Raw genomic sequence first — 21,752 nt, 5'->3', positions numbered from 1 at the left:
TGTGTCGCGTAGACGCGTCGTGGTTACCGGTATGGGCATGCTGTCGCCATTGGGTAACGATGTGCCGAGTAGCTGGCAGGGCATTTTGGCCGGGCGCAGTGGCATCGGTCTGCTTGAGCATATGGACCTTTCCGCTTACTCCACTCGTTTCGGTGGGGCGGTTAAGAATTTTAATGTTGAAGAGTATTTGTCCGCCAAAGAGGCGCGCAAACTCGATTTGTTTATCCAGTACGGCCTCGGCGCCAGTTTCCAGGCGATGCGCAACTCCGGTTTGGAAGTCACCGACGCCAACCGTGAACGCATAGGTGTGGCCATGGGCTCCGGTATCGGTGGCCTGACCAATATCGAGAACAACTGTAAATCGTTGCATGAGCAGGGGCCGCGGCGCATTTCGCCGTTCTTCGTGCCCGGCTCCATTATCAATATGATTTCCGGCTTCCTGTCGATCCATTGGGGGCTGCAGGGGCCGAACTACGCCATTGCCACGGCCTGTACCACGGGCACCCACTGCATCGGCATGGCGGCGCGCAATATTGTCTACGGCGAAGCTGACGTGATGGTTGCCGGCGGTGCCGAGATGGCGGCCTGTGGCTTAGGCATGGGCGGCTTTGGTGCGGCGCGTGCGTTGTCTACCCGTAATGATGATCCTGCTAAGGCCAGTCGTCCGTGGGACAAAGACCGTGATGGCTTTGTGTTGTCCGATGGTGCCGGTGCGTTGGTGCTTGAAGAGTTGGAGCACGCCAAGGCGCGTGGGGCGACCATCCACGCCGAGCTGATTGGTTTTGGTATGAGCGGCGATGCGTACCACATGACCTCACCACCGGAAGACGGTGCAGGCGCGGCGCGCTGCATGACCAATGCGCTGCGCGATGCGGGTGTGAACCCTGAGCAGGTGCAATACATCAATGCCCATGGCACCTCGACTTCGGCGGGGGATAAGGCCGAAGTGGCGGCTGTGAAGTCGGTGTTTGGCGATCATGCCTATAAGCTGGCCGTCAGTTCGACCAAATCCATGACCGGTCACCTGCTCGGCGCTGCCGGTGCGGTGGAGGCGATCTTCAGCATCCTGGCGCTACGCGATCAGGTAGCGCCGCCGACCATCAACCTGGATAACCCGGACGAAGGTTGCGATCTGGACTTCGTCGCGCACCAGGCCAAGGCCATGGCGCTGGACGTAGTGCTGTCCAACTCCTTTGGTTTTGGTGGTACCAACGGCTCGCTGGTGTTCCGCCGGTTCGCCGGTTGATGCTGAGTTGGATTGATGGCCAACCGGCCCAGCTGCTGTCCGTCAAGGATCGTGGCTTGGCCTACGGCGATGGGCTGTTTGAGACCATCGCCGTAAAGGCCGGGCAACCGCTGTTGCTAGATCGGCACCTGGGCGTTTAGCTGAAGGTTGTGCGCGGCTGAGAATGCCTGCCGAACTGCCTGTTGTGCGCGCCCAGGTATTGGCATTCAGTCAGCAGCTGGGTGAGGGCGTGGTCAAGCTGATCCTCACGCGCGGTGAGGGGCAGCGCGGCTATGCAGTGCCGCAGCCTGCAAAACCTCGGTTGATTTTGCAGGCGAGCGCTAAGCCCGTTTACCCGGCTGCCTATGCCGAGCAAGGCGTGCGTCTTTTCCCCTGCGTTACCCGCCTTGCCGAGCAGCCTTTGCTGGCGGGCTTGAAACACCTCAATCGGCTTGAGCAAGTGCTGGCGCGCAGTGAGTGGCACGACACCGAGCATGCAGAGGGGTTGATGCTGGATACCAGCGGTCGGGTGATTGAGGGGTATACAGCAACCTTCTGTTTGTGAGTGCCGGTGTGCTGATGACCGCCGATCTATCGCGCTGCGGTGTGGCCGGCGTGATGCGAGCGGAGCTGCTGGCCCAAGCTGCGGCGCAGGGCATCGAGTGCCAGGTGCGTGATATCCATTACGCCGAGTTGCTGGCTGCTGACGAGGTGATGCTGTGTAACAGCGTCTACGGCGTCTGGCCCGTGCGCGCTTTACTTGCGCACGACTGGCCGGTCGGGCCGCTCACCCGTAAACTGCAGGCCATTGCCCGCGATCTACTGGACTGCTGATTCGTGATACGCAAATTTTTGCTGCTGCTGGAAGGTGGTGTGCTGCTGGTTGGCGTGCTGGTTGCGTTTGCTGCCTGGCAACAACACGCAGCGTTGCACCAGCCCCTGAAACTTACTGATGAATACTTGGTTGACGTGCCCGCTGGCGCGACGCCAGGTGGTGTGCTCAATCGTCTTGAGGCCGATGGCGTCCTCGATCAGGCCTTCTGGTTGCGCCTCTACTGGCGCTTCAATCTGCGCAATCAACCGCTGCACAGTGGTGAATACCGCCTGGTGCCGGGTGCCACCGCGAGCGATATGCTCGATCTATGGCGTCGCGGTGAGGTGTTGCAGTACAGCTTGACGCTGGTCGAGGGCTGGAATTTCCGTCAGGTGCGAGCCGCACTGGCGCGTGAGAAACGTCTTGAGTTGACCCTGGGTGAGCTGAGCGATGCCGAGTTGATGAAGAAACTTGGCCTGCCGGGTCTCAATCCAGAAGGCCGTTTCTTTCCTGACACCTACAGTTTTGTCCGCGGCATGAGTGACCTTGAGTTGCTTAAGCAGGCGCAGGTGCGGCTGGAGAAAGTATTGGCCGAAGAGTGGGCGCAGCGCGCCAAGGATTTGCCTTATAAAGAGCCCTACGACGCGCTGATCATGGCTTCGATGATCGAGAAGGAAACCGGCATGCCGCAAGAACGTGGCGAAATTGCCGGGGTGTTCGTGCGGCGTTTGCGTATCGGTATGCGCCTGCAGACTGACCCGACCGTCATCTACGGTATGGGCGAGCGTTACAATGGCCGCATTACCCGTAACGATCTGCGTCAGCCCACGCCCTACAACACCTACACCATCGACGGCATGCCGCCGACGCCCATCGCACTGGTCGGGCGTGAGGCGATTCATGCCGCGTTGAACCCAGTGGCGGGCAAAAGTCTGTATTTTGTTGCGCGGGGCGATGGCAGCCACGTGTTTTCCAATAGCCTTGAGCAACACAACCGCGCGGTGCGCGAGTATCAGCTCAAGCGCCGTGCGGATTACCGATCGAGCCCAGCGCCTGCCACACCCAATAATCAATAAGGACAACCTGTGAGCTTGTTTATCACCCTGGAAGGCCCAGAGGGTGCCGGTAAAAGCACCAATCGTGACTACCTGGCCGAGCGCTTGCGTGAGCAGGGTGTTGATGTGTTGCTGACCCGTGAGCCGGGTGGTACGCCCTTGGCCGAGCGCGTGCGTGAGCTGTTGCTGGCGCCCAGTGATGAGCCGATGGCTGCTGATACCGAGTTGCTATTGGTGTTTGCGGCGCGGGCTCAGCATCTGGCGCAGGTCATTCGTCCAGCCTTGGCGCGTGGTTGTGTCGTGCTGTGTGATCGCTTTACTGACGCGACGTATGCCTATCAGGGCGGCGGCCGTGGCTTGTCTGAAACGCGCATTGCGTTGCTGGAGGAGTTTGTTCAAGGCCCGTTACGTCCGGATTTGACCCTGATATTCGATTTGCCGATTGAGGTGGGCCTGGCCCGCGCAGCCGCACGTGGCAGGTTGGATCGTTTTGAGCAGGAAGGTCGGCAGTTTTTTGATGCGGTGCGCCATACCTATCTACGGCGTGCGGCCGAGCAACCGCAGCGTTATCGAATTCTCGATGCTGGGCAATCCTTGAGTGACGTTCAGCTGGTGTTGGATAAGCTAGTGCCGCAGTTGTTGGAGCTGCAGCGTGGCTGATGCCTACCCCTGGCAAGACTCGCTCTGGCAGCAGCTAGCTGGGCGCAGTCAGCATGCCCATGCTTATTTGCTGCACGGGCCGGCCGGTATTGGTAAGCGCGCACTGGCAGAGCGCTTGATGGCGAGCCTGCTGTGCCAGCACCCCAAAGGGTTGAATGCCTGTGGTCAGTGCAAGTCCTGTCACCTTTTAGCCGCCGGCACTCACCCGGATAATTATATTCTCGAGCCGGAAGAAGCCGACAAGGCGATCAAGGTTGATCAGGTGCGTGAGTTGGTCAGCTTCGTCGTGCAAACCGCACAGTTGGCTGGGCGCAAGGTGGTGCTGGTTGAACCGGCCGAGTCGATGAACATCAATGCCGCCAACGCATTGTTGAAAAGTCTGGAAGAGCCGTCCGGCAATACCGTGCTGCTGCTGATCAGCCACCAACCCAGTCGTCTTCTGCCTACGGTGAAAAGCCGCTGCGTGCAGCAGGCATGCCCATTGCCAAGCGAGGCGATGAGCTTGGCATGGTTGCAGCAGGCATTACCGGGCTGCAGTGCCGAAGAGCATCAAGAGTTGTTGTTCCTTGCTGCGGGTTCACCCTTGGTGGCGGCCAAGATGCATGAGCAGGGCGTAATCGCTCAGCGTGCTCAGGTGGTGGATGGCGTAAAGAAACTACTCAAGCAGCAGATTTCACCCAGCCAGCTCGCTGAAAGCTGGAATACGGTATCCCTGCAATTGTTGTTCGATTGGTTCTGTCAGTGGTCGCAGTTGATGCTGCGTTACCAGCTGGCGCGCGATGAAGGCGGGCTGGGTCAAGCCGATATGCGCAAAGTGGTGCAATACTTGGCGGATAAAGCCCCGCAGCCGAAAGTGCTGAACATGCAGGATTGGGTGCTGGCGCAGCGTCAAAAAGTTATCGGTAAGGCTAACCTTAACCGTGTCTTGCTTCTCGAAGCCTTGCTGGTGCAGTGGGCAAGCTTGCCCGGACCGGGCTAGAATCGGCCATTAAGTGAATAAAATCAGGAATGCCGCATGAGTCTGCCTCCTAACTTGGGCCCGCGTAACGGAATTTTGTCGCTGACAATCAAAGACAAATCCGTGCTTTATGCCGCTTATATGCCCTTTATCAAGAACGGCGGCCTGTTTATTCCAACTAACAAAAGCTACAAGCTCGGCGATGAAGTATTCATGCTGCTCAACCTGATGGATGAACCGGAGAAAATTCCGGTCGCCGGCAAAGTGGTTTGGATCACACCCAAAGGCGCCCAGGGCAATCGCGCCGCCGGTGTGGGCGTGCAGTTCAATGATGGTGACAACACGGCGCGTAACAAAATAGAAACCTACCTGGCTGGTGCGCTCACCTCAGATCGTCCGACACACACCATGTAAGTGTTCTCTCATCCGTCCCTCGTGCCGTATTTAGCGGCACCGATTCTCAAGTGATTGTTCCCCATGCTAGTTGATTCCCACTGCCACCTTGATCGTCTCGATTTGGCCGCCTATGACGGCTCACTGGATGCGGCGCTGGATGCTGCGCGCGCGCGCGGAGTAGGTCACTTTCTCTGTATCGGCGTCAGTGCTGACAATGCTGCGGCAGTTAAAAGCCTGGCCGAGCGTTATGCCGATGTTGATTGCTCGGTCGGTGTACACCCGCTCGACCTTGAGCCGGGCGCTGCGCCAGCGCTGGATTGGTTGCTCGGCGAGTTGAATCATCCGCAGGTGGTGGCCATTGGCGAAACGGGGCTCGATTACCACTATGAGCCGGAAGCGGCCGAGTTGCAGCAGCAGGCGTTTCGTTTGCACCTGCAGGCGGCGCAAGTCACCGCTAAGCCGGTGATTGTGCATACCCGCGAGGCCCGTGCCGATACGTTGACCCTACTGCGCGAAGCCGCGCTGCCACAGGGCGGTGTGTTGCATTGCTTTACCGAAGACTGGGAGATGGCCAAGGCGGCGTTAGATATCGGTTTCTATATTTCGCTGTCCGGCATTGTCACCTTCCGCAATGCTGACGCGCTGCGTGAAGTGGCGCGTCAGGTGCCGGCTGATCGCCTGCTGGTGGAAACTGACTCACCTTACCTGGCGCCCATCCCGCACCGCGGCAAACCGAATCTGCCTGAGTATGTCCGGGATGTGGCTGAGTACCTGGCGGTATTGCGTGGCGTCAGCTTCGAACAGCTGGCTGAACAGACCACGGCAAACTTCAAACGCCTGTTTCCTTTAGCCCGAGTGAATTGAGCCCAGGGCAAAAATGCCCGGAGCAATTGTTAACCTCGCGCAGCGACTGCCCAAGGGCGGCTTTCAAGCGCTGAGGTCATAAAGCATTGCCTGTAGCAATTATCAACCTCGTGCAGCAACTGCCCCAAGGGTGGCTGTTAGGAGTTGCAGGCCATAAAAAATTGTCTGGAGCAATTTTTAACGTCGCGTAGCGACGGCCCGGAGGGTGGCAGCCATGGATGGCGGCCATAAAAAAACCCGGACTCTGGGGGGAAGCCGGGTTAAGACCATTAGGAGTAAATCAAGGTACGCGGTCCACGGTACCTTGCCTGGTGGAGCGCTTGGGGGTACGCCGCACACCAGTACTCATCAGTATTGATGAAGATTGCCGATCGTCCAGGCCGTTCGCCGCCATTCTTAAACGTATTTGGAATACAGGTTGTGCTGTTGAGCGCTTAACCAGTCGCCAGCTGCTGTAACAGTTGCAGCGTTTCCTCGATTACTTGCGGTGTGGTGTAGAAGTGCGGTGACAAGCGGATCCCGGCACCGCGCTGTGCGCAGATCACCTGCTGCTGTTTTAAGCGCGCGAACAAGGCTGGCTGCTGCCAACCATCAAGACTGAAGTTCACAATGCCGGCGCGCTGCTGGCGGGCCAGTGGGCTGTGAAATCGTATGCCTGAGAGCTTTTGCAGGTCGTCGATCAACCATTGCATGCGCGCCTGCAAGGCTTGCTCGACCTGCGCCATGCCGACGTCTTCCAGCAGTGACAGGCTGGCCTCAAGTGCCATGGCGCCGAGCATGTTGGGGCTGCCGCATTCAAAGCGGCGGGCGCTGCGCGCCGGCTCCCAGTCGTGGCGTTGGTAGTCACCGGCATGTTCCAGCATGTGCCAGCCGTATTCATGCAGTTTCAGCTGCGCACGCAGGTCGCTGCGGCAATAGAACACCCCGAGCCCTTCCGGCCCGAGCAACCATTTGTGCCCGTCGGCCATGGCGAACGCGCATTGGCTGGCCTGAGTGTCGAAGGGCAGGGCGCCGAGTTGTTGGATGGCATCGACACACAGCAGCACGCCGCGTGTTTGGCAGCCGTGACCCAGGCGCGGCAGGTCTAGGCGCAGGCCGCTGACGTACTGTACGGCGCTGATCGCCATCAGACGGGTGCGTGGGCCACAAGCGGTCAGCAAGGCTGCCTCCGGATCACCGGCATGCAGGTTGACCTGCACCACCTCGACGCCCTGCGGGGCGAGGGCTTCCCAGACAACCCGGTTGGATGGGAATTCTTCATCGCTGATCACCACCTGATCGCCTGGCCGCCAATCCAAGCCAAAGGCGACAAAGGACAACGCCTCGGAGGTGTTCTTGATCAGGGCGATATCGGCGCAGGTTGGTGCGTTCAGCAGGCGCTGCAAGCGTTCACGCAGACGTCGCTCGACTTGTAGCCAGGTCGGGTAGTCGCGGGCACCGGTTCTGGCGTTCTCGACGGCGAAACGGCTGACTGCATCGACGGCCCGTTGCGGCCCAGAGTGTGTAAAAACACTTTCTTATCGTGCGTGCTTCAGCCCATTGCTCCTGGACGTGGTGATTTCCCGATTATTGACCACGATCAGCGCCGGTAACGCGTCAGAGCGCGTATGAAACGCTGTGGCACCTCCTGGAGCAGCAAAAGCTGGGGCTTTTACGCCGTCATCGCCTTCAACAAGCCTTCGGTGCCGATGATTTTCATCACCCGCTTCAAGTTGTAGGCGAGCACATTCAAGCTCATTTCTGCGCTCACCCCGTTCAGTTTTCGAGTCAGGAAGTGCGTTGCCCCCATCCATTGTTTGAGCGTCCCGAAGGGATGCTCAACAGTCCGTTTTCGAACCCGCATCATCTCTGGTGCTTGGTTCAACCGACGCTGCATTTCCTCCAGCACAGCTTCATGCTCCCAGCGCCTTACTCGACGATTTGTACTTGGCGTGCATTGGGTTTTCAGCGTGCAACTCTGGCACTTTGAACTCCAATAGCAGTGCATATTCATGCCTTTCTCAACGCTGGAGAATCGCCAGATCAGTGCCTCTCCCGCCGGGCAGGTGTATTCGTTTTTCGTCGGGTCATACACGAAGGCATCTTTGTTGAATCTGCCATCAGCCTTGGCGCTTGAAGTCATTGGCTTAGGCACGTAGGCCGTGATGTTTGCGTCGTGACAGGCAAGGATCTCTTCGCCCTTGAAGTAGCCTCGGTCAGCCACCACGGACAGCGTTTCTGCGCCGATGGCTTCACGAGCCTGCTTCGCCATTGAACTGAGTTGGTCACGGTCGGAACCGCTGTTGGTGATCTTGTGAGCAACTATTAAATGGTGCTGCGTATCGACAGCCGTCTGCACGTTGTAGCCGACGATACCGCTGCCGCGCGTCATCATCGAACGGGCATCCGGGTCGGTCAGCGAAACCTGTTTGTCAGGGGAATCGTTGAGCTGAGTTTCGATCCCCTGAAGCTCTTTCATCTGCGCTTTGAGCTTGGCAATTTTATCTTTCAGACTGGCAGTGTCCGGCGCGGAGGCGCTAGGAATCTGTCGATCAGCCGCATCGAGCGCAGCCAAATAACGGTTGATTCCCGCCTCGATTTCTTCCATGCGCCGCTTCAGTTTGGCGCTTGTGAAGTTGCGGTCGCGGTTATTCACCGCCTTGAATTTGCTGCCGTCGATAGCGACCAGGTTGTCGCTAAACAACCCCAACTGCTGGCAGAGCAAAACGAACTGACGGCAGACGCCGCGAATGGCTTTGCTGTTGTCTTTTCGAAAGTTGGCGATGGTCTTGAAATCGGGCATCAAACGCCCGGTTAGCCACATGAGTTCGACGTTGCGCTGGGCTTCTCGCTCAAGACGTCGGCTCGATTGAATGCGGTTTAGGTAACCGTAGATGTAGATCTTCAGCAGGATCGCTGGGTGGTAGGCAGGTCTGCCGGTTTCGGCTGGAATGACGCCATCAAAACCTAGCGAGGCCAGGTCGAGTTCATCGACGAAAACGTCGACCACGCGCACTGGATTGGTATCGCTGACGTAGTCGTCGAGGCTTTCGGGAAGTAAGGTGCTTTGACCTCGGTGTTCACCTTGGATAAACCGTTTCATGGGTTTCCCTTGCGATGAAATTATCAGAAATCATAGCAAGGGTTTGTCCGGACGTTTTTACACACTCTGGGTCATGGGGAGACAGCTGCGTGGTTCAAATAGCGCAGGCCGGGAAGTTGCGGAAACTCGTCATGAACTGCGTACATGGTCGGATGATCCGTGCAATTTGCCGTTAGTTAGGCATAATACGCGCCTTCGATTTTTTGACCCCCTAGTCCTTTTATGCATAAAGAACCCCGCAAGGTCCGTGAGTTTCGCCGCCGCGAACAGGAAATTCTCGACACAGCACTGAAGCTTTTCCTTGAACAGGGCGAAGACAGCGTGACTGTGGAGATGATTGCCGACACGGTTGGTATCGGTAAAGGCACCATCTATAAGCACTTTAAGTCCAAGGCCGAGATTTACCTGCGCCTGATGCTCGATTACGAGCGAGACTTGAATGAGTTGCTGCATTCGGCTGACGTCGACCGCGATAAAGAAGCCCTCTCGCGTGCCTATTTTGAATTCCGCATGCGTGATCCTCAGCGCTACCGTTTGTTTGACCGTCTGGAAGAGAAGGTGGTCAAGGGCAATCAGGTGCCAGAGATGGTTGAGCAGCTGCACAAAATTCGCGCCTCCAACTTCGAGCGCCTAACCCAGTTGATTAAAGGTCGCATCGCCGAAGGCAAGCTGGAAGACGTGCCGCCGTACTTCCATTACTGCGCCGCCTGGGCGCTGGTGCATGGCGCTGTGGCGCTGTATCACTCGCCGTTCTGGAGCAATGTGCTGGAAGATCAGGAAGGCTTCTTCCAGTTCCTCATGGATATTGGCGTGCGCATGGGCAACAAGCGCAAGCGCGAGGGTGACACGCCGGCTAGCTGAGGTATTCAGCGCGTCGATAAACGCTCAGCTGCGCGGGCGGCGCCCCTATACTCGACGCCTTACTTTGCTGGAGTCGAGCATGATCGTTGACCGCCAGGGCAGACGCTTTCGCAATTTGCGTGTCAGCCTGACCGCCGCCTGCAACTATGCCTGTACCTACTGTGTACCCGACGGCAAGCGTTTGGTGGCCGCGCAGGACGAGTTGTCTGCTGATGCGATGCTGCGCGGCGTGGCCTATTTGATCGAGGCGGCTGGTATTGAGCGTGTGCGCATTACCGGTGGCGAGCCGCTGGTCAGCCCCAAACTAGACGCCTTTTTACGCGGTGTTAGCCAATTGGGTTTGGCCGATATCAGCCTGACCAGCAACGCTCAGTTGCTGGCGCGTAAGTTACCGTTGCTGCTTGAGTGCGGTATCCGCCGTTTGAATATTTCCCTCGACACCCTGGATGCGGCGGCATTTCGCAGCATCGCCCGTGGTGGTGATCTGGCTACTGTGCTCGACGGCTTGCAGCAAGCCAGAGCTGCGGGGCTGCAGCTCAAGGTCAATATGGTGCCGTTGCGCGGCCAGAACCTCGACCAAGTACTGCCGATGCTCGATTACTGCTTGGTCAATGGATTTGAGCTGCGCTTTATCGAGTTGATGCGTATGGGGCATCTGGCACGCGACCCTAACGCGTTTCAGCGTCAGTTTGTCGGCATGCCTGAGTTGCTGACGATGATTGGTCAGCGTTATGCCTACAGTCAGGCCGTCGCCCCCTTGGATGCCACGGCACTGCGCTATGAAATCCCAGGGCAGGGTTTTTTTGGCGTAATCGCCAATGAGAGCGTGCCGTTCTGTCGCACCTGCTCGCGGCTGCGTTTGTCATCAAGTGGCTGGCTGCACGGTTGCCTGTCATCGAGCAATCGCCACTATGTAGGGGATTTGCTCGACAAGCCACGCCATCAAGCGTTACCAGCGCTACAAGGCATGTTGGTCAAGGCGTTGGCTGACAAACAAGACGTCGCGTTCACCGGCGGTGCCACCGTGATGAAGATTATTGGCGGCTGAAACGGCCGCCAGCATTGAGTAAAGACCATGCAAGATTTCCCCATCAGCTACATCGAGCCGGTATTCCGGCCGCCCAGCGAAGCCCATTCGTTGATCTTGCCGGTGACCAATGGCTGCTCTTGGAATCAGTGTACGTTTTGCGAAATGTACACCCAGGAGCAGAAGAAATTTCGCGCCCGTGACGAGGCTCAGGTGCTTGAAGAAATTCGCCTGACCGGCGAGCGAATGATCGTCCAGCGGGTATTCCTGGCGGACGGTGATGCGCTGGTCATGCCTACGCGCCGCTTGCTGACCATCCTGGCGGCAATTCGTGAGCACATGCCCGAGGTTTCGCGGGTGTCGAGCTACTGCCTGCCGCGCAACTTGCGCAAGAAATCGGTGGAAGAGCTCAAGGAGCTGGCTGATGCCGGGCTGGGTATGGCGTATGTCGGCTGTGAGTCGGGCGATGACGAAGTGCTGACGCGGGTGAACAAAGGCGAGACCTATGCGTCCAGCCTAAGCGCATTGGATAAGCTCGGCCAGGCGGGTATCACCCGCTCGGTGATGATCCTCAACGGTTTGGGCGGCACGGTGTTGAGTGATCAGCATGCTGATAATTCGGCGCGCTTGATGAACGAGGCTCAGCCAGAGTTTCTCTCGACCCTGGTGGTGAGCTTCCCTCAGGGTGAGGCGCGCTTCCGAGAAAACTTTGCTGATTTCCAAGCGCTGAATCAGCAGCAGCTGTTTGTCGAGGTGGAGCGCTTGCTGCAGGGGCTTGAGCTGCGCGATACGGTCTTTCGCAGTGACCATGCCTCTAACTATCTGGTGCTCAAGGGCACGCTCGGTGCAGATAAGCAGCGCTTGCTGGCACAAGTGCGAGAAGCCATAGAAAAGCCGCAGCAGGCCCATTTGCGTCAGGAGTGGCAGCGCGGTCTTTAAGCGGCAGGGCTGGCGTGAAACCTGCATCTAGGCCCTATCTGCCGGTTTTCCGTCGCCGGCTGCAGGAGAAGTATGATGCGTAGCCTGTTCTTAATTGTGGGTGTGTTGCTGCTGGGCGGTTGCATGAAGGTCAGTGATCTGGCCGATGGCGCGATTTATCAGCTGCGCGATGTCGGTGTGCTCGACCACAGTCAGACCCGCCGTGCCAGCCCCTGGCGCCTTCAAGCGGACTCGTTCATCTACATTGCTCAGGGTCACTTTGTGCCGCCGGGCGGCGCTTATCCGCGGCCCAATGTGGTGGCTGAGGAGGCCTATAAAGGCTTCGTTGAGTATTTCCCGATGGTGCGTCGTGCCAAGTCGCCGCTGGGGCTTGAAGAGGCGATGGCCGAGGCGCGCGAGGCTGGTGCCCATTATCTGCTGTACAGCCGCTTTGCTTTTGCCGATGACCGCATCGGCACCGTGGAGGAGTGGGAGGACCAGGAAGCGCTGGATCGTTTGGGCATCGATCGCGGGGTGATTCAGCTGATGTTGATCGAAACCAATACCCGCTATTTGGTCGATACGACCCGCATTCGTAGCCGCGGAGGGTTATTGACGCTTTATGATGCCAAACCAGAAGACTTGATCGGGCCGGCGCTGCAGGACTATGCGCGGCGCTTGTTGGGTTTGGGCTACTGAGGAGGGCTGATGACTGACACAGACAAAGCTGGCAATTTGCTGGCGCAAATACCTAAAGGTGAGGGCAAAGCGCCGCCGCCAGTGCATCTGTGGAACCCGGATTTCTGCGGCGATATCGATATGCGCATCGCCCGTGATGGCACCTGGTATTACATGGGTACACCGATTGGCCGTAAGCCGATGGTGAAGCTGTTCTCCACCATTATTCGCCGCGACGGCGATAAGTATGTGCTGGTAACGCCGGTGGAAATGGTCGGCATCCAGGTTGATGACGCGCCTTTTGTGGCAGTCAGCCTGCAGGTTGAAGGTGCGGGTGAGGCGCAGGTGCTGCGCTTTATCACCAATGTCGAGGATGAGGTGGTGGCAGGTCGCGAGCACCCGTTGCGGGTCGAGTTGGACGCGCTGACTGAAGAGCCTGCGCCGTACCTGCTTGTGCGAACCAATCTGGAGGCGCTGGTGCACCGCAATGTGTTCTACCAATTGGTCGAGCTGGCGGTTGTGCGGGAAATTGACGGTAAAGCGTGGTTGGGTGTGTGGAGCAGTGGTGAATTTTTCCCGATTGGTCCGCAGCCAGACTGACTGTTCGTGTGCTTTTAAGCCCACATAAAAAAGGCTCCCGAGGGAGCCTTTTTTAGTGCCTTACATGTTGGGGTAATTAGGCCCGCCTGTGCCTTCAGGGGCCACCCAGTTGATGTTCTGGGCGGGGTCCTTGATGTCACAGGTTTTGCAGTGCACGCAGTTCTGCGCGTTGATCTGGAACTTCTTCTCGCCGTCTTCCTGCGTGACAATTTCATAAACGCCAGCAGGGCAGTAGCGCTGCGCCGGCTCGTCATACATCGGCAGGTTTTTGCTCAGCGGAATGCTCGGGTCGGTGAGCTTCAGGTGGCAGGGTTGTTCCTCTTCATGGTTGGTATTGGAGAGGAATACCGAGCTGAGCTTGTCGAAGCTGAGCTTGCCGTCGGGTTTCGGGTAGCTGATTTTCTCGCAGTCAGCCGCCAGTTTCAGGCAAGCGTAATCCGGCTTGGTGTCGTGCAGGGTGAAGGGCATCTTGCCGCCGAAGATGTTCTGGTCAACCCAGTTGAAACCACCGCCGAGTAGCGGGCCGAACTTATGGATGGCCGGACCGAAGTTGCGGCTACTGAACAGTTCGTCATACAGCCAGCTGGCCTTGAAGCCGTCAACATAACCGGTCAGCTGATCGCCACCTTCGCTGCCGGCAAACAGCGCATCCGCTACTGCGTCGGCTGCGAGCATGCCGGACTTCATGGCGGTGTGGCTGCCCTTGATCTTGGCGAAGTTGAGGGTGCCGAGGTCGCAACCGATCAGCGCGCCACCATTGAAGACCATTTTCGGCAGGGAGTTGAGGCCGCCTTTAGCGATTGCGCGAGCGCCATAAGCGACACGCTTGCCGCCTTCCAGATACTGGGCAACCACTGGGTGGTGCTTGTAGCGCTGGAACTCATCGAATGGCGACAGGTGCGGATTGCTGTACGACAGGTCAACGATCAGGCCAACGACTACCTGATTGTTTTCCAGGTGATAGAGGAACGAGCCACCGGTGTTTTCGGTGCCAGCGATATCCAGCGGCCAGCCTGCGGTGTGCACCACCAGGCCTTGCTCGTGCTTGGCTGGGTCGATGTCCCAGATCTCCTTGATGCCAATGCCGTAGTGCTGAGCATCGGCTTCGGAGTCGAGGTTGAATTGCTTGATCAGCTGCTTACCAATGTGGCCGCGGCAGCCTTCGGCGAACAGGGTGTACTTGGCACGCAGTTCCATACCTGGGGTGTAGTAACCCTCTTTCGGGTTGCCTTCGCGGTCAACGCCGAGGTCGCCGGTCAGAATCCCGTAAACCGAGCCGTTCTCGTTGATCAGCGCTTCTTGGGCAGCAAAGCCTGGGTAGATTTCTACGCCGAGGTTCTCTGCCTGCTGCGCCAGCCAGCGGCACAGGTTGCCGAGAGAAATAATGTAGTTGCCATGGTTGTGCATGGTCTTGGGAACGAACAGATCGGGCACGCGAGTGGATTTATCTGCACCGGTCAGTACGTAGATGTCATCACGCTTGACGGGCGTGTTGAGCGGCGCACCAAGCTCTTTCCAGTCAGGGAACAGCTCGTTCAGGGCGCGGGGCTCAAATACGGCACCGGAAAGAATGTGCGCGCCGACTTCGGAGCCTTTTTCGACCACGCAGACGCTGATTTCTTTACCGGCTTCGGCTGCTTTCTGCTTCAGTCGGCAGGCGGCGGACAAACCAGCAGGGCCGGCGCCGACGATGACGACGTCGAATTCCATAAACTCGCGTTCCACAGGCTATCTCCTTCTCAAGGCACTCTAATTTTATTTGGTGATCGAGCTCGTTCCATGAGCGATGCTGGCGCATTATATGCGCAGCATCCCGATGCTCCAATACAAACGTTTGTTTGAATTTTCTGTAGGGTTGTTAGAATCTTACTACATCGCTTGCGATTGGCTGCTTCGTTGTATTGACCCGCCTAGGTCGTGCGTTCAAGATACGAGCGGTTTTCTGTCTGCCGTTACTGGTCGACTCCCGGTTCCGGCCGGTTTGCAGTTCCCGCCATGTTCGCTTCTGGCGACATTCTTATTCACCGGAGAGTAACGAGGAATCCATGAAGGTTCTTGTAGCTGTCAAACGAGTGGTCGACTACAACGTCAAAGTTCGCGTCAAAGCGGACAACAGCGGCGTTGATCTTGCCAACGTCAAGATGTCGATGAACCCTTTCTGCGAAATCGCCGTGGAAGAAGCTGTACGCTTGAAAGAGAAGGGCGTAGCGAGCGAAATCGTTGTTGTAACCATCGGCCCGACCACTGCTCAAGAGCAGCTGCGTACCGCGCTGGCGCTGGGTGCTGACCGTGCCATTCTGGTTGAATCGGCGGATGAGCTGAACTCCCTGGCCGTTGCCAAACTGTTGAAAGCGGTTGTCGATAAAGAGCAGCCGCAGCTGGTCATCATGGGCAAGCAGGCCATCGACAGCGACAACAACCAGACCGGCCAAATGCTGGGCGCTCTGACGGGTTTCGCTCAAGGCACCTTCGCTTCCAAAGTGGAAGTGGCGGGCGACAAGGTCAACGTAACCCGTGAAATCGACGGCGGTCTGCAGACTGTTGCGTTGAGCCTGCCGGCCATCGTGACCACCGACCTGCGCCTCAATGAGCCGCGTTACGCGTCGCTGCCGAACATCATGAAAGCCAAGAAGAAGCCGCTGGAAACTGTAACCCCGACTGATCTGGGTGTTTCCACCGCTTCCACCGTGAAAACCCTGAAAGTCGAAGCGCCTGCTACCCGCAGCGCTGGCATCAAGGTCAAGTCCGTGGCTGAACTGGTCGAGAAATTGAAGAACGAGGCGAAGGTAATCTAAATGACTATCCTGGTTATCGCTGAACACACCAATGCCGCCCTGGCGCCTGCCACGCTGAACACTGTTGCAGCTGCAGCGAAGATCGGTGGTGACATCCACGTGCTGGTAGCCGGTGCCGCTTGCGGCGCAGCTGCCGAAGCCGCCGCCAAAATTGCTGGCGTGGCTAAGGTGCTGGTTGCTGACGACGCTGCTTTCGCGCACCAGCTGCCGGAAAACGTTGCGCCGCTGGTGGCTGAGCTGGGTAAGGGCTACAGCCACATCCTGGCTGCTGCCACCAGCAACGGTAAAAACATCCTGCCGCGCGTTGCCGCTGCACTGGACGTTGATCAGATCTCGGAAATCATCGCGGTTGAAAGCGCTGATACCTTCAAGCGTCCGATCTACGCCGGTAACGCTATTGCCACTGTGCAATCGTCCGCTGCCGTTAAAGTCATCACCGTTCGCGCCACCGGTTTCGACCCGGTAGCGGCTGAAGGCGGTAGTGCCGCTGTTGAAGCCGTTAGCGGTGCAGCGGATGCAGGCAAATCGACGTTCGTCGGTGAAGAACTGGCCAAGTCCGATCGTCCGGAACTGACCGCTGCCAAGATCGTCGTTTCCGGCGGCCGTGGCATGCAGAACGGTGACAACTTCAAGCACCTGTATGCCTTGGCTGACAAGCTGGGCGCTGCGGTGGGTGCTTCGCGCGCCGCTGTTGACGCCGGTTTCGTACCAAACGATATGCAGGTCGGTCAGACCGGCAAGATCGTTGCGCCACAGCTGTACATCGCCGTTGGTATTTCCGGCGCGATCCAGCATCTGGCCGGCATGAAAGACTCCAAAGTGATCGTTGCGATCAACAAGGACGAAGAAGCGCCGATCTTCCAGGTGGCTGATTACGGCCTGGTAGCTGATCTGTTCGACGCAGTACCTGAGCTGGAACAGCTGGTTTAACCCAGCCTTTACCAGTTAACAAAAAACCCGCTCACTGAGCGGGTTTTTTGTTTCCGATGATCGCTTGTTCGAGCTTGCTCTTGTGGCCAGCCAGTCAGGCGTTATTGGTCCGCTTACTCTACTTATCAAGATCCTTGAGAAAAGCGCGGAGGTGCTGAGCGGTCAACTCCGGTTGTTCAATCATCGGCGCATTGCCGGTATTGGGCATGATCACCACACGGGGTTTATGCAGGAGTGGCTGCATGACTTCGACGCTGGATACGTCTAGTACTCGGTCTTCGGCTCCCCAGATAATCAGCGTGGGTGCCTGAATCTTGCTTAGTTCAGGTTCTAGCGGGATGTAGCGTTCGACCAAGTGGGCAAATATCTGCTCGTAATGCGCACTGTTGAGGGCGGCCTGCTCAGCGAAATAGCCTTTTAGCGATTCAGGCAGGTAGGGCGGCTTGACGAAGATGAACGCCAGCAAGCGTTGAAAGTCCTCGGGGCTCTTGACTACTAATGGATTGGCTTCACCGCGACTTAGGCGCAGGCGTAGTTCACTGGGTTGCGGTGAGGTGATACCTGCGTTGTCGAGTAATGTCAGCGAGCGTATTCGCGTTGGATAGCGTGCGGCGTACAGCGCACTGATGTGGCCACCCATGGAGTTACCCATGAGGTGCAACTGATCCAGCCCCAGTGCGTCGATGATGTCAGCCAGGCGTTCAGTCTGCGTGCCGATATCGTAGCTGCCAGCGGGCTTACTGCTTGCGCCAAAGCCCGGCAAGTCGAGGGCAATGACGCGGTAGTCCTGTGTGAGGTGGCGGGCGAAGCGCAGCCAGTTGTCTTTGTTAGCGGCAAAACCATGCACCATCAGGATGGTTTGTGCGTCGCTTGGGCCGCCTTCGTAGTAATGAATGTTAAGATCGTGCACGCTGATTTGCTTGAGGTTCAGCCCTGCGCGTTGTCTCTCTATAAATTGCATGCTGGCTAGCAAGGTGGCCGGCGACAGATAGAGCAGAGTGGCGCCGCCCATGAGCACGAGAACCAGGCCAGCGATTAGTTTTTTCATGGCAGCTCTTTATCGCGAATTAATATGAATGCGTATTAAGCTAGCATGAAGACGACACCCTCTAGTTTGCATTTGCCCCTACCTACCCAGGTAAAGTCGAGAAGTCGCTAATGTTTGAGCGTGGTTTATATAAATCGATTTTTCTGCTGCTCGGCATGCTGCTTGTGCCGATCACTGCCCTTGCCGCCGGTAAATGCGAGCGGTTGGTGGCCACCGGTAATCCGGAGTACCCGCCTTATTTGTGGCGCGACCCACAGAACCCACAGAAGCTCATCGGTGCTAATGCCGACTTACTGCAACACCTGGCCAAGGAGCTGGGCGTCACGGTAGATATCATTTACACCGGGCCTTGGTCGCGGGCGCAGGATGAAGTCAGAAAGGGCCGTGTCGACTTGCTTGTCGGGGCTTTTCTCACGCTGCCGCGTTTGGAGGTGATGGACTATATCCATCCGGCCTTCTACATAACGCCGAGCGTGGTGTGGGTACACCGTGGCGCTGAATTTCCTTATGCCGGCTGGGAAGACTTGCGTGAGCGCACAGGCGGTACATTGGTCAACAATAGTTTTGGCCAGCAGTTTGATGCCTACAGCAAGAGCAACCTCACCGTTGAAGGTGTATCCAGTTTGCCCCAGGCATTTCAGAAGCTTTTGCTGGGACGCACCGATTATGTCTTGTACGAGCGTTACCCCGGCCAGGCGCTGGCCGATAGCTTAGGCATTCAAGATGACCTGCTGGTGCTTGACCCGCCAATTTCCAGTGAGGGTTTGCACCTGACCTTGTCGCATAATTCGTCCTGTAATGACCCTTGGTTACGCGGCATGCTTGCGAAGAAAATGACCGAAGCCGTTGCCAGCGATTTGCCTGAAGCCCTGTTGCAGCAAAATCTGCAGCGTTGGGCCGATCAACAGCCCGCCCTCGCTGGCGAGGCCATAGAGTAGGAAATTCCGTGATCAATCGATTTATCTGTGCGGGCTTGCTACCGCTTATGCTCAGTGCCTGTGTGACTGACCCAGCCCCTCATGAGCAGTTACGTTTAACTGAACAAGCGCTCAGCCAAGCTGCAGCGCTGGGCCTGTCTGCAGAGCAATCGCCAGCGCTGCAGCTGGCCGAAGACAAGTTCGCGTTGGCGCAAGCGGCCATGCAAGAGGAAGACTACAAGCAGGCGCGGGTGTATGCGGAGCAGGCAGAGCTGGACGCCCGCCTGGCTGAAGCGCAATACCTGAGTGCAAAGAGCCAGCAACAGCTGGGCGCATTGAACAATGCCATTAACCGCCTGCGTACACAGTTGGGGGGCATGCAATGAAGCGCTTTCAAACGGTTCTGAGTGCTGCAGTGGGCGCATTGTTGTTGAGCGGTTGCGCCTCATCACTGCGCTCCAGTGATCAGTCGCTGGAGGCCGCCCAGGCGGCTTATCAGCAGGTCAAGGAAGAAGCGGATGTACTGCGCAGCGCGCCCAAGGACCTGATCCGCGCCGGTGAGTCGCTGGCCAAAGCAGAGCGTTTGTCGAGCTATTGGGGCAGCGCTGATGATGTGGTGCACTATGCCTATCTGAGCCAGCAGTACAGTGCGATTGCTGGGCAGAAGAGCAACCTCAATCTGAACCAGGAGCGCGCGGCCAAACTAGAGCTTGATCGACAGCGTCTGCAGTTGGCACTGCGTGAAGCCAAGCTGCTGAGCATTCAGGATCAGAACAGCTGGCTAGAGGAGCAGATGATCAGCCTGGCCACCGCCCAGAGCGAGCGTGGCTTGGTGATGACCCTGGGTGATGTGCTGTTCGATGCCGGGCAGAGTGATTTGAACGTTTCAGCCAACCGCACCGTATTAAAGCTGGTGCAGTTTCTGCAGTTAAACCCACGCCGTGTCGTACGGATCGAGGGCTATACCGATAGCCGCGGTGATGCCCAAGAAAACCTCGAACTCTCCCGTACGCGTGCGCAAGCCGTAGCTGATGCGCTGATCGATTTGGGCGTGGATGCCAAGCGCATCGAGGTGCAGGGGCATGGTGAGAGCTTCCCGGTGACCGAGAATGCATCGGCTAAAGGCCGCGCACAGAATCGGCGGGTCGAGATCGTTTTCTCTGACGAGCAAGGGCAACTCGGTTCATCACGTTGAGCCTGTCTCAGTCAAAAAAGCCCCGGTTTTCCGGGGCTTTTTTATGCTTGGCACTAGGGCGTTGTCTGCTGTCCTTGTGCGGCCAAGGCGCACAGTCTGTCTACCTGCTTGATTGAATCGATACTGTCTTGGCAGATGGCCGCTGTATCACCCACAATTCAGTAATCTGTACCGGTGCAATTTAGATAGACCGGTTTACTGTTACGGTTCAGTCAAGCAGGAACGCGGTTATGACCAATCTGTTGCTTTATCAGCGCATTGCCCAGCAACTGGCGGAAGATATTCGTCGCGGCGTTTACCAGCCCGGTGAGCGAGTGCCTTCGGTGCGCAAGATGAGTGCGCAGCTCAATGTCAGCCATGCGACCGTGCTGCAGGCGTACGCCAACCTGGAAGACCAGGGCCTGATTCGCGCCCGCCCGCAGTCTGGTTTCTATGTGCACCAGACGCCAGCCCTGACTGCACCCACTCCGGATATTGCGCGGGTCGAGCGCCCGGGCCTGGTGACGCGCAGCAGCATTATCAATCAGGTACTCGCCGAATCACGCCGCGAGGGGGTTTTCCCCTTGGGCGCAGCGGTGCCGCATGTGGATTACCTGCCGGTGCGCGCGTTGCACCAGCAGTTGGCCAAGGTCACGCGTTTTCACAGTGCGCGGGCCTTCAGCTATATGTTCAGCCCCGGTTTTGAGCCGCTGCGCCGCCAAGTGGCGATCCGCATGCGCGACGCTGGCGTAGTGGTCGACCCGAGCGAGGTGGTGATCACCCACGGCTGTGTGGATGCCTTGCAGATGAGCCTGCGGGTACTGACCAAGCCGGGAGACCTGATCGCCACCGAATCGCCCACTTACTATGGCTTGTTGCAGTTGGCTGACTTACTTGGCCTGAAGGTCATCGAAATTCCCAGCGACCCAACCACCGGCATCAGCCTGGAAGCCCTGCAGTTGGCGGCGAATCAGTGGCCGATCAAGGCGCTGGTGCTGACTGCGCGGTTGAGTAATCCGTTGGGTGGCACCATTCCCGAGGAGCGTCAGCGGCAGTTGCTGCGCCTGGCCAGTGATTACGATATTCAGATTATTGAAGACGATATCTACGGCGAACTGATGTTCGAGCAGGGCCCGACCAAGGCGCTCAAGTCGCATGATCGCGAAGGCAGGGTGGTGTATTGCTCAAGCTTCTCGAAAACCCTTTCACCCGGGGTGCGCATCGGCTGGATTGTCGCCGGCAAGTACCAAGATGAAATCCAGCGCTTGCAGACCTTCAGCACCCACTCGGCGTGCAGCGTGACGCAGATGGCCGTCGCGGCTTATTTGGAGAACGGGGGTTATGACCGCCATCTGCGGTTTATCCGGCAGGAATACCGCAAGAACCTCAGCGCTTTCCAGTTGGCGGTGCAGCAGTATTTCCCCGAAGGCACGCAGATGACGCGCCCCAAGGGCGGCTTTATTCTCTGGGTCAGCCTGCCTGCGCGGGTCAATACCAAGGACCTGCACGTTAGTGCTTTGCAGCAGGGCATCAGCATTGCGCCTGGGCTGATTTTCAGTAATACCGAGCAGTTCAACCACTGCATTCGTCTGAACTGCGGCATCCCGTGGAACCGTGAGGCCGAGCGCGCCTTGATGACTTTGGGCATGTTGGCCGGGCAGCTGTGTCAGGAAGCCGTTACTGGTTTTTAGATCGGGTTTAACCCGGGTCAGCCCAAGGCAGCGTCTACCTGAGCGAATGGTTTGTTCCG

The 21,752-nt window shown here is 57.7% G+C and carries 20 protein-coding genes and 2 pseudogenes; 18 read left to right on the top strand and 4 right to left on the bottom strand.

What is annotated here, in order from left to right; all coding sequences use genetic code 11:
• Window position 1: 1 nt before the first annotated feature.
• From fabF to ACEPAJ_RS14080, 7 genes and pseudogenes are all read left to right on the top strand, one after another.
• On the top strand, window positions 2–1,246 hold the full coding sequence (gene fabF, locus ACEPAJ_RS14110) for a beta-ketoacyl-ACP synthase II (protein ID WP_425915510.1): 1,245 nt from the start codon (window positions 2–4) through the stop codon (window positions 1,244–1,246).
• Window positions 1,246–2,059 (top strand): annotated as a pseudogene (pabC, locus tag ACEPAJ_RS14105) (aminodeoxychorismate lyase). The gene fabF and the pseudogene pabC overlap by 1 nt, the downstream one beginning before the upstream one ends.
• Before the next feature lie 3 nt (window positions 2,060–2,062).
• Window positions 2,063–3,115: an endolytic transglycosylase MltG gene (mltG, locus tag ACEPAJ_RS14100; protein ID WP_425915508.1), complete on the top strand. Its 1,053-nt coding sequence runs from the start codon at window positions 2,063–2,065 to the stop codon at window positions 3,113–3,115.
• A gap of 9 nt (window positions 3,116–3,124) precedes the next feature.
• Window positions 3,125–3,754 carry a dTMP kinase gene (gene tmk / locus ACEPAJ_RS14095; RefSeq protein WP_425915506.1) on the top strand — a complete coding sequence of 210 codons (630 nt, stop codon included), beginning with the start codon at window positions 3,125–3,127 and terminating at the stop codon, window positions 3,752–3,754.
• A complete protein-coding gene (locus ACEPAJ_RS14090) occupies window positions 3,747–4,733 on the top strand; it encodes a DNA polymerase III subunit delta' (RefSeq protein ID WP_425915504.1) in 987 nt (328 codons plus the stop codon). Before tmk ends, ACEPAJ_RS14090 begins: the two co-directional genes overlap by 8 nt.
• Window positions 4,734–4,769: 36 nt before the next feature.
• Entirely contained in the window at window positions 4,770–5,126 is a 357-nt protein-coding gene (locus ACEPAJ_RS14085; protein ID WP_090238100.1) for a PilZ domain-containing protein, read from the top strand.
• A gap of 63 nt (window positions 5,127–5,189) precedes the next feature.
• Window positions 5,190–5,972 (top strand): TatD family hydrolase, encoded by a 783-nt coding sequence (locus ACEPAJ_RS14080; protein WP_425915501.1) that lies wholly within the window; start codon window positions 5,190–5,192, stop codon window positions 5,970–5,972.
• 434 nt (window positions 5,973–6,406) lie between these two features.
• On the opposite strand, the pseudogene ACEPAJ_RS14075 reads toward ACEPAJ_RS14080, so the two are convergent.
• Both ACEPAJ_RS14075 and ACEPAJ_RS14070 read right to left on the bottom strand, forming a co-directional pair.
• Window positions 6,407–7,465 (bottom strand): annotated as a pseudogene (locus ACEPAJ_RS14075) (aminotransferase class V-fold PLP-dependent enzyme); the annotation flags it as partial.
• A 158-nt stretch (window positions 7,466–7,623) separates the two neighbouring features.
• Window positions 7,624–9,054: an IS1182 family transposase gene (locus ACEPAJ_RS14070; protein WP_425915499.1), complete on the bottom strand. Its 1,431-nt coding sequence runs from the start codon at window positions 9,052–9,054 to the stop codon at window positions 7,624–7,626.
• 222 nt (window positions 9,055–9,276) lie between these two features.
• On the opposite strand from ACEPAJ_RS14070, the gene ACEPAJ_RS14065 reads away from it, so the two are divergent.
• The 5 genes from ACEPAJ_RS14065 to ACEPAJ_RS14045 all read left to right on the top strand — a co-directional run bounded on the left by ACEPAJ_RS14065 (window position 9,277) and on the right by ACEPAJ_RS14045 (window position 13,138).
• On the top strand, window positions 9,277–9,915 hold the full coding sequence (locus ACEPAJ_RS14065) for a TetR/AcrR family transcriptional regulator (RefSeq protein ID WP_296126342.1): 639 nt from the start codon (window positions 9,277–9,279) through the stop codon (window positions 9,913–9,915).
• Window positions 9,916–9,994: 79 nt separating this feature from the next.
• Entirely contained in the window at window positions 9,995–10,963 is a 969-nt protein-coding gene (locus ACEPAJ_RS14060) for a GTP 3',8-cyclase MoaA (RefSeq protein ID WP_425915496.1), read from the top strand.
• Window positions 10,964–10,990: 27 nt separating this feature from the next.
• Complete coding sequence (locus ACEPAJ_RS14055) at window positions 10,991–11,881, top strand: radical SAM protein (protein ID WP_425915494.1); 891 nt, start codon at window positions 10,991–10,993, stop codon at window positions 11,879–11,881.
• Between the two features lie 75 nt (window positions 11,882–11,956).
• Complete coding sequence (locus ACEPAJ_RS14050) at window positions 11,957–12,559, top strand: DUF4823 domain-containing protein (protein ID WP_425915492.1); 603 nt, start codon at window positions 11,957–11,959, stop codon at window positions 12,557–12,559.
• 9 nt (window positions 12,560–12,568) lie between these two features.
• Window positions 12,569–13,138, top strand: coding sequence for a DUF1285 domain-containing protein (locus ACEPAJ_RS14045; protein ID WP_425915490.1), 570 nt, complete (start codon window positions 12,569–12,571; stop codon window positions 13,136–13,138).
• Window positions 13,139–13,198: 60 nt separating this feature from the next.
• On the opposite strand, the gene ACEPAJ_RS14040 is transcribed toward ACEPAJ_RS14045, so the two are convergent.
• On the bottom strand, window positions 13,199–14,863 hold the full coding sequence (locus ACEPAJ_RS14040; protein ID WP_425915488.1) for an electron transfer flavoprotein-ubiquinone oxidoreductase: 1,665 nt from the start codon (window positions 14,861–14,863) through the stop codon (window positions 13,199–13,201).
• 320 nt (window positions 14,864–15,183) lie between these two features.
• Here ACEPAJ_RS14040 and ACEPAJ_RS14035 point away from each other — a divergent pair, with 320 nt between their 5' ends.
• Complete coding sequence (locus ACEPAJ_RS14035; RefSeq protein ID WP_425915486.1) at window positions 15,184–15,933, top strand: electron transfer flavoprotein subunit beta/FixA family protein; 750 nt, start codon at window positions 15,184–15,186, stop codon at window positions 15,931–15,933.
• Window positions 15,934–16,863 carry an electron transfer flavoprotein subunit alpha/FixB family protein gene (locus ACEPAJ_RS14030; RefSeq protein ID WP_425915484.1) on the top strand — a complete coding sequence of 310 codons (930 nt, stop codon included), beginning with the start codon at window positions 15,934–15,936 and terminating at the stop codon, window positions 16,861–16,863.
• Window positions 16,864–16,981: 118 nt separating this feature from the next.
• Here the strand turns inward: ACEPAJ_RS14030 and ACEPAJ_RS14025 are convergent, their stop codons facing one another.
• Window positions 16,982–17,911 (bottom strand): alpha/beta fold hydrolase, encoded by a 930-nt coding sequence (locus ACEPAJ_RS14025; protein WP_425915482.1) that lies wholly within the window; start codon window positions 17,909–17,911, stop codon window positions 16,982–16,984.
• A 110-nt stretch (window positions 17,912–18,021) separates the two neighbouring features.
• On the opposite strand from ACEPAJ_RS14025, the gene ACEPAJ_RS14020 reads away from it, so the two are divergent.
• The 4 genes from ACEPAJ_RS14020 (at window position 18,022) to ACEPAJ_RS14005 (ending at window position 21,693) form a co-directional block, all read left to right on the top strand.
• Window positions 18,022–18,849, top strand: coding sequence for a substrate-binding periplasmic protein (locus ACEPAJ_RS14020; protein WP_425915480.1), 828 nt, complete (start codon window positions 18,022–18,024; stop codon window positions 18,847–18,849).
• Window positions 18,850–18,896: 47 nt separating this feature from the next.
• Window positions 18,897–19,214, top strand: coding sequence for a DUF4398 domain-containing protein (locus tag ACEPAJ_RS14015; protein ID WP_425918045.1), 318 nt, complete (start codon window positions 18,897–18,899; stop codon window positions 19,212–19,214).
• Window positions 19,211–20,023, top strand: coding sequence for an OmpA family protein (locus ACEPAJ_RS14010; RefSeq protein WP_425915478.1), 813 nt, complete (start codon window positions 19,211–19,213; stop codon window positions 20,021–20,023). The genes ACEPAJ_RS14015 and ACEPAJ_RS14010 overlap by 4 nt, the downstream gene beginning before the upstream one ends.
• A gap of 230 nt (window positions 20,024–20,253) precedes the next feature.
• A complete protein-coding gene (locus tag ACEPAJ_RS14005; protein WP_425915476.1) occupies window positions 20,254–21,693 on the top strand; it encodes a PLP-dependent aminotransferase family protein in 1,440 nt (479 codons plus the stop codon).
• Window positions 21,694–21,752: the final 59 nt, after the last annotated feature.

It is taken from the genome of Pseudomonas sp. GWSMS-1 (assembly GCF_049847425.1).
Taxonomy (GTDB): domain Bacteria; phylum Pseudomonadota; class Gammaproteobacteria; order Pseudomonadales; family Pseudomonadaceae; genus Aquipseudomonas.
The sequence above is the reverse complement of the archived record's forward strand: the minus strand, read 5'-3'. Positions and strand labels throughout refer to the sequence as shown.

Bases quoted from the DNA above. Each gene is read 5' to 3' on its own strand.
- ACEPAJ_RS14010 (WP_425915478.1), top strand. From the start codon at position 19,211: ATGAAGCGCTTTCAAACGGTTCTGAGTGCTGCAGTGGGCGCATTGTTG.
- ACEPAJ_RS14055 (WP_425915494.1), top strand. From the start codon at position 10,991: ATGCAAGATTTCCCCATCAGCTACATCGAGCCGGTATTCCGGCCGCCC.
- ACEPAJ_RS14085 (WP_090238100.1), top strand. From the start codon at position 4,770: ATGAGTCTGCCTCCTAACTTGGGCCCGCGTAACGGAATTTTGTCGCTG.
- ACEPAJ_RS14015 (WP_425918045.1), top strand. From the start codon at position 18,897: ATGCTCAGTGCCTGTGTGACTGACCCAGCCCCTCATGAGCAGTTACGT.
- ACEPAJ_RS14025 (WP_425915482.1), bottom strand. From the start codon at position 17,911: ATGAAAAAACTAATCGCTGGCCTGGTTCTCGTGCTCATGGGCGGCGCC.
- ACEPAJ_RS14070 (WP_425915499.1), bottom strand. From the start codon at position 9,054: ATGAAACGGTTTATCCAAGGTGAACACCGAGGTCAAAGCACCTTACTT.
- ACEPAJ_RS14020 (WP_425915480.1), top strand. From the start codon at position 18,022: ATGTTTGAGCGTGGTTTATATAAATCGATTTTTCTGCTGCTCGGCATG.
- ACEPAJ_RS14050 (WP_425915492.1), top strand. From the start codon at position 11,957: ATGCGTAGCCTGTTCTTAATTGTGGGTGTGTTGCTGCTGGGCGGTTGC.
- ACEPAJ_RS14030 (WP_425915484.1), top strand. From the start codon at position 15,934: ATGACTATCCTGGTTATCGCTGAACACACCAATGCCGCCCTGGCGCCT.
- ACEPAJ_RS14035 (WP_425915486.1), top strand. From the start codon at position 15,184: ATGAAGGTTCTTGTAGCTGTCAAACGAGTGGTCGACTACAACGTCAAA.
- ACEPAJ_RS14065 (WP_296126342.1), top strand. From the start codon at position 9,277: ATGCATAAAGAACCCCGCAAGGTCCGTGAGTTTCGCCGCCGCGAACAG.
- ACEPAJ_RS14005 (WP_425915476.1), top strand. From the start codon at position 20,254: ATGACCAATCTGTTGCTTTATCAGCGCATTGCCCAGCAACTGGCGGAA.
- ACEPAJ_RS14045 (WP_425915490.1), top strand. From the start codon at position 12,569: ATGACTGACACAGACAAAGCTGGCAATTTGCTGGCGCAAATACCTAAA.
- ACEPAJ_RS14080 (WP_425915501.1), top strand. From the start codon at position 5,190: ATGCTAGTTGATTCCCACTGCCACCTTGATCGTCTCGATTTGGCCGCC.
- ACEPAJ_RS14060 (WP_425915496.1), top strand. From the start codon at position 9,995: ATGATCGTTGACCGCCAGGGCAGACGCTTTCGCAATTTGCGTGTCAGC.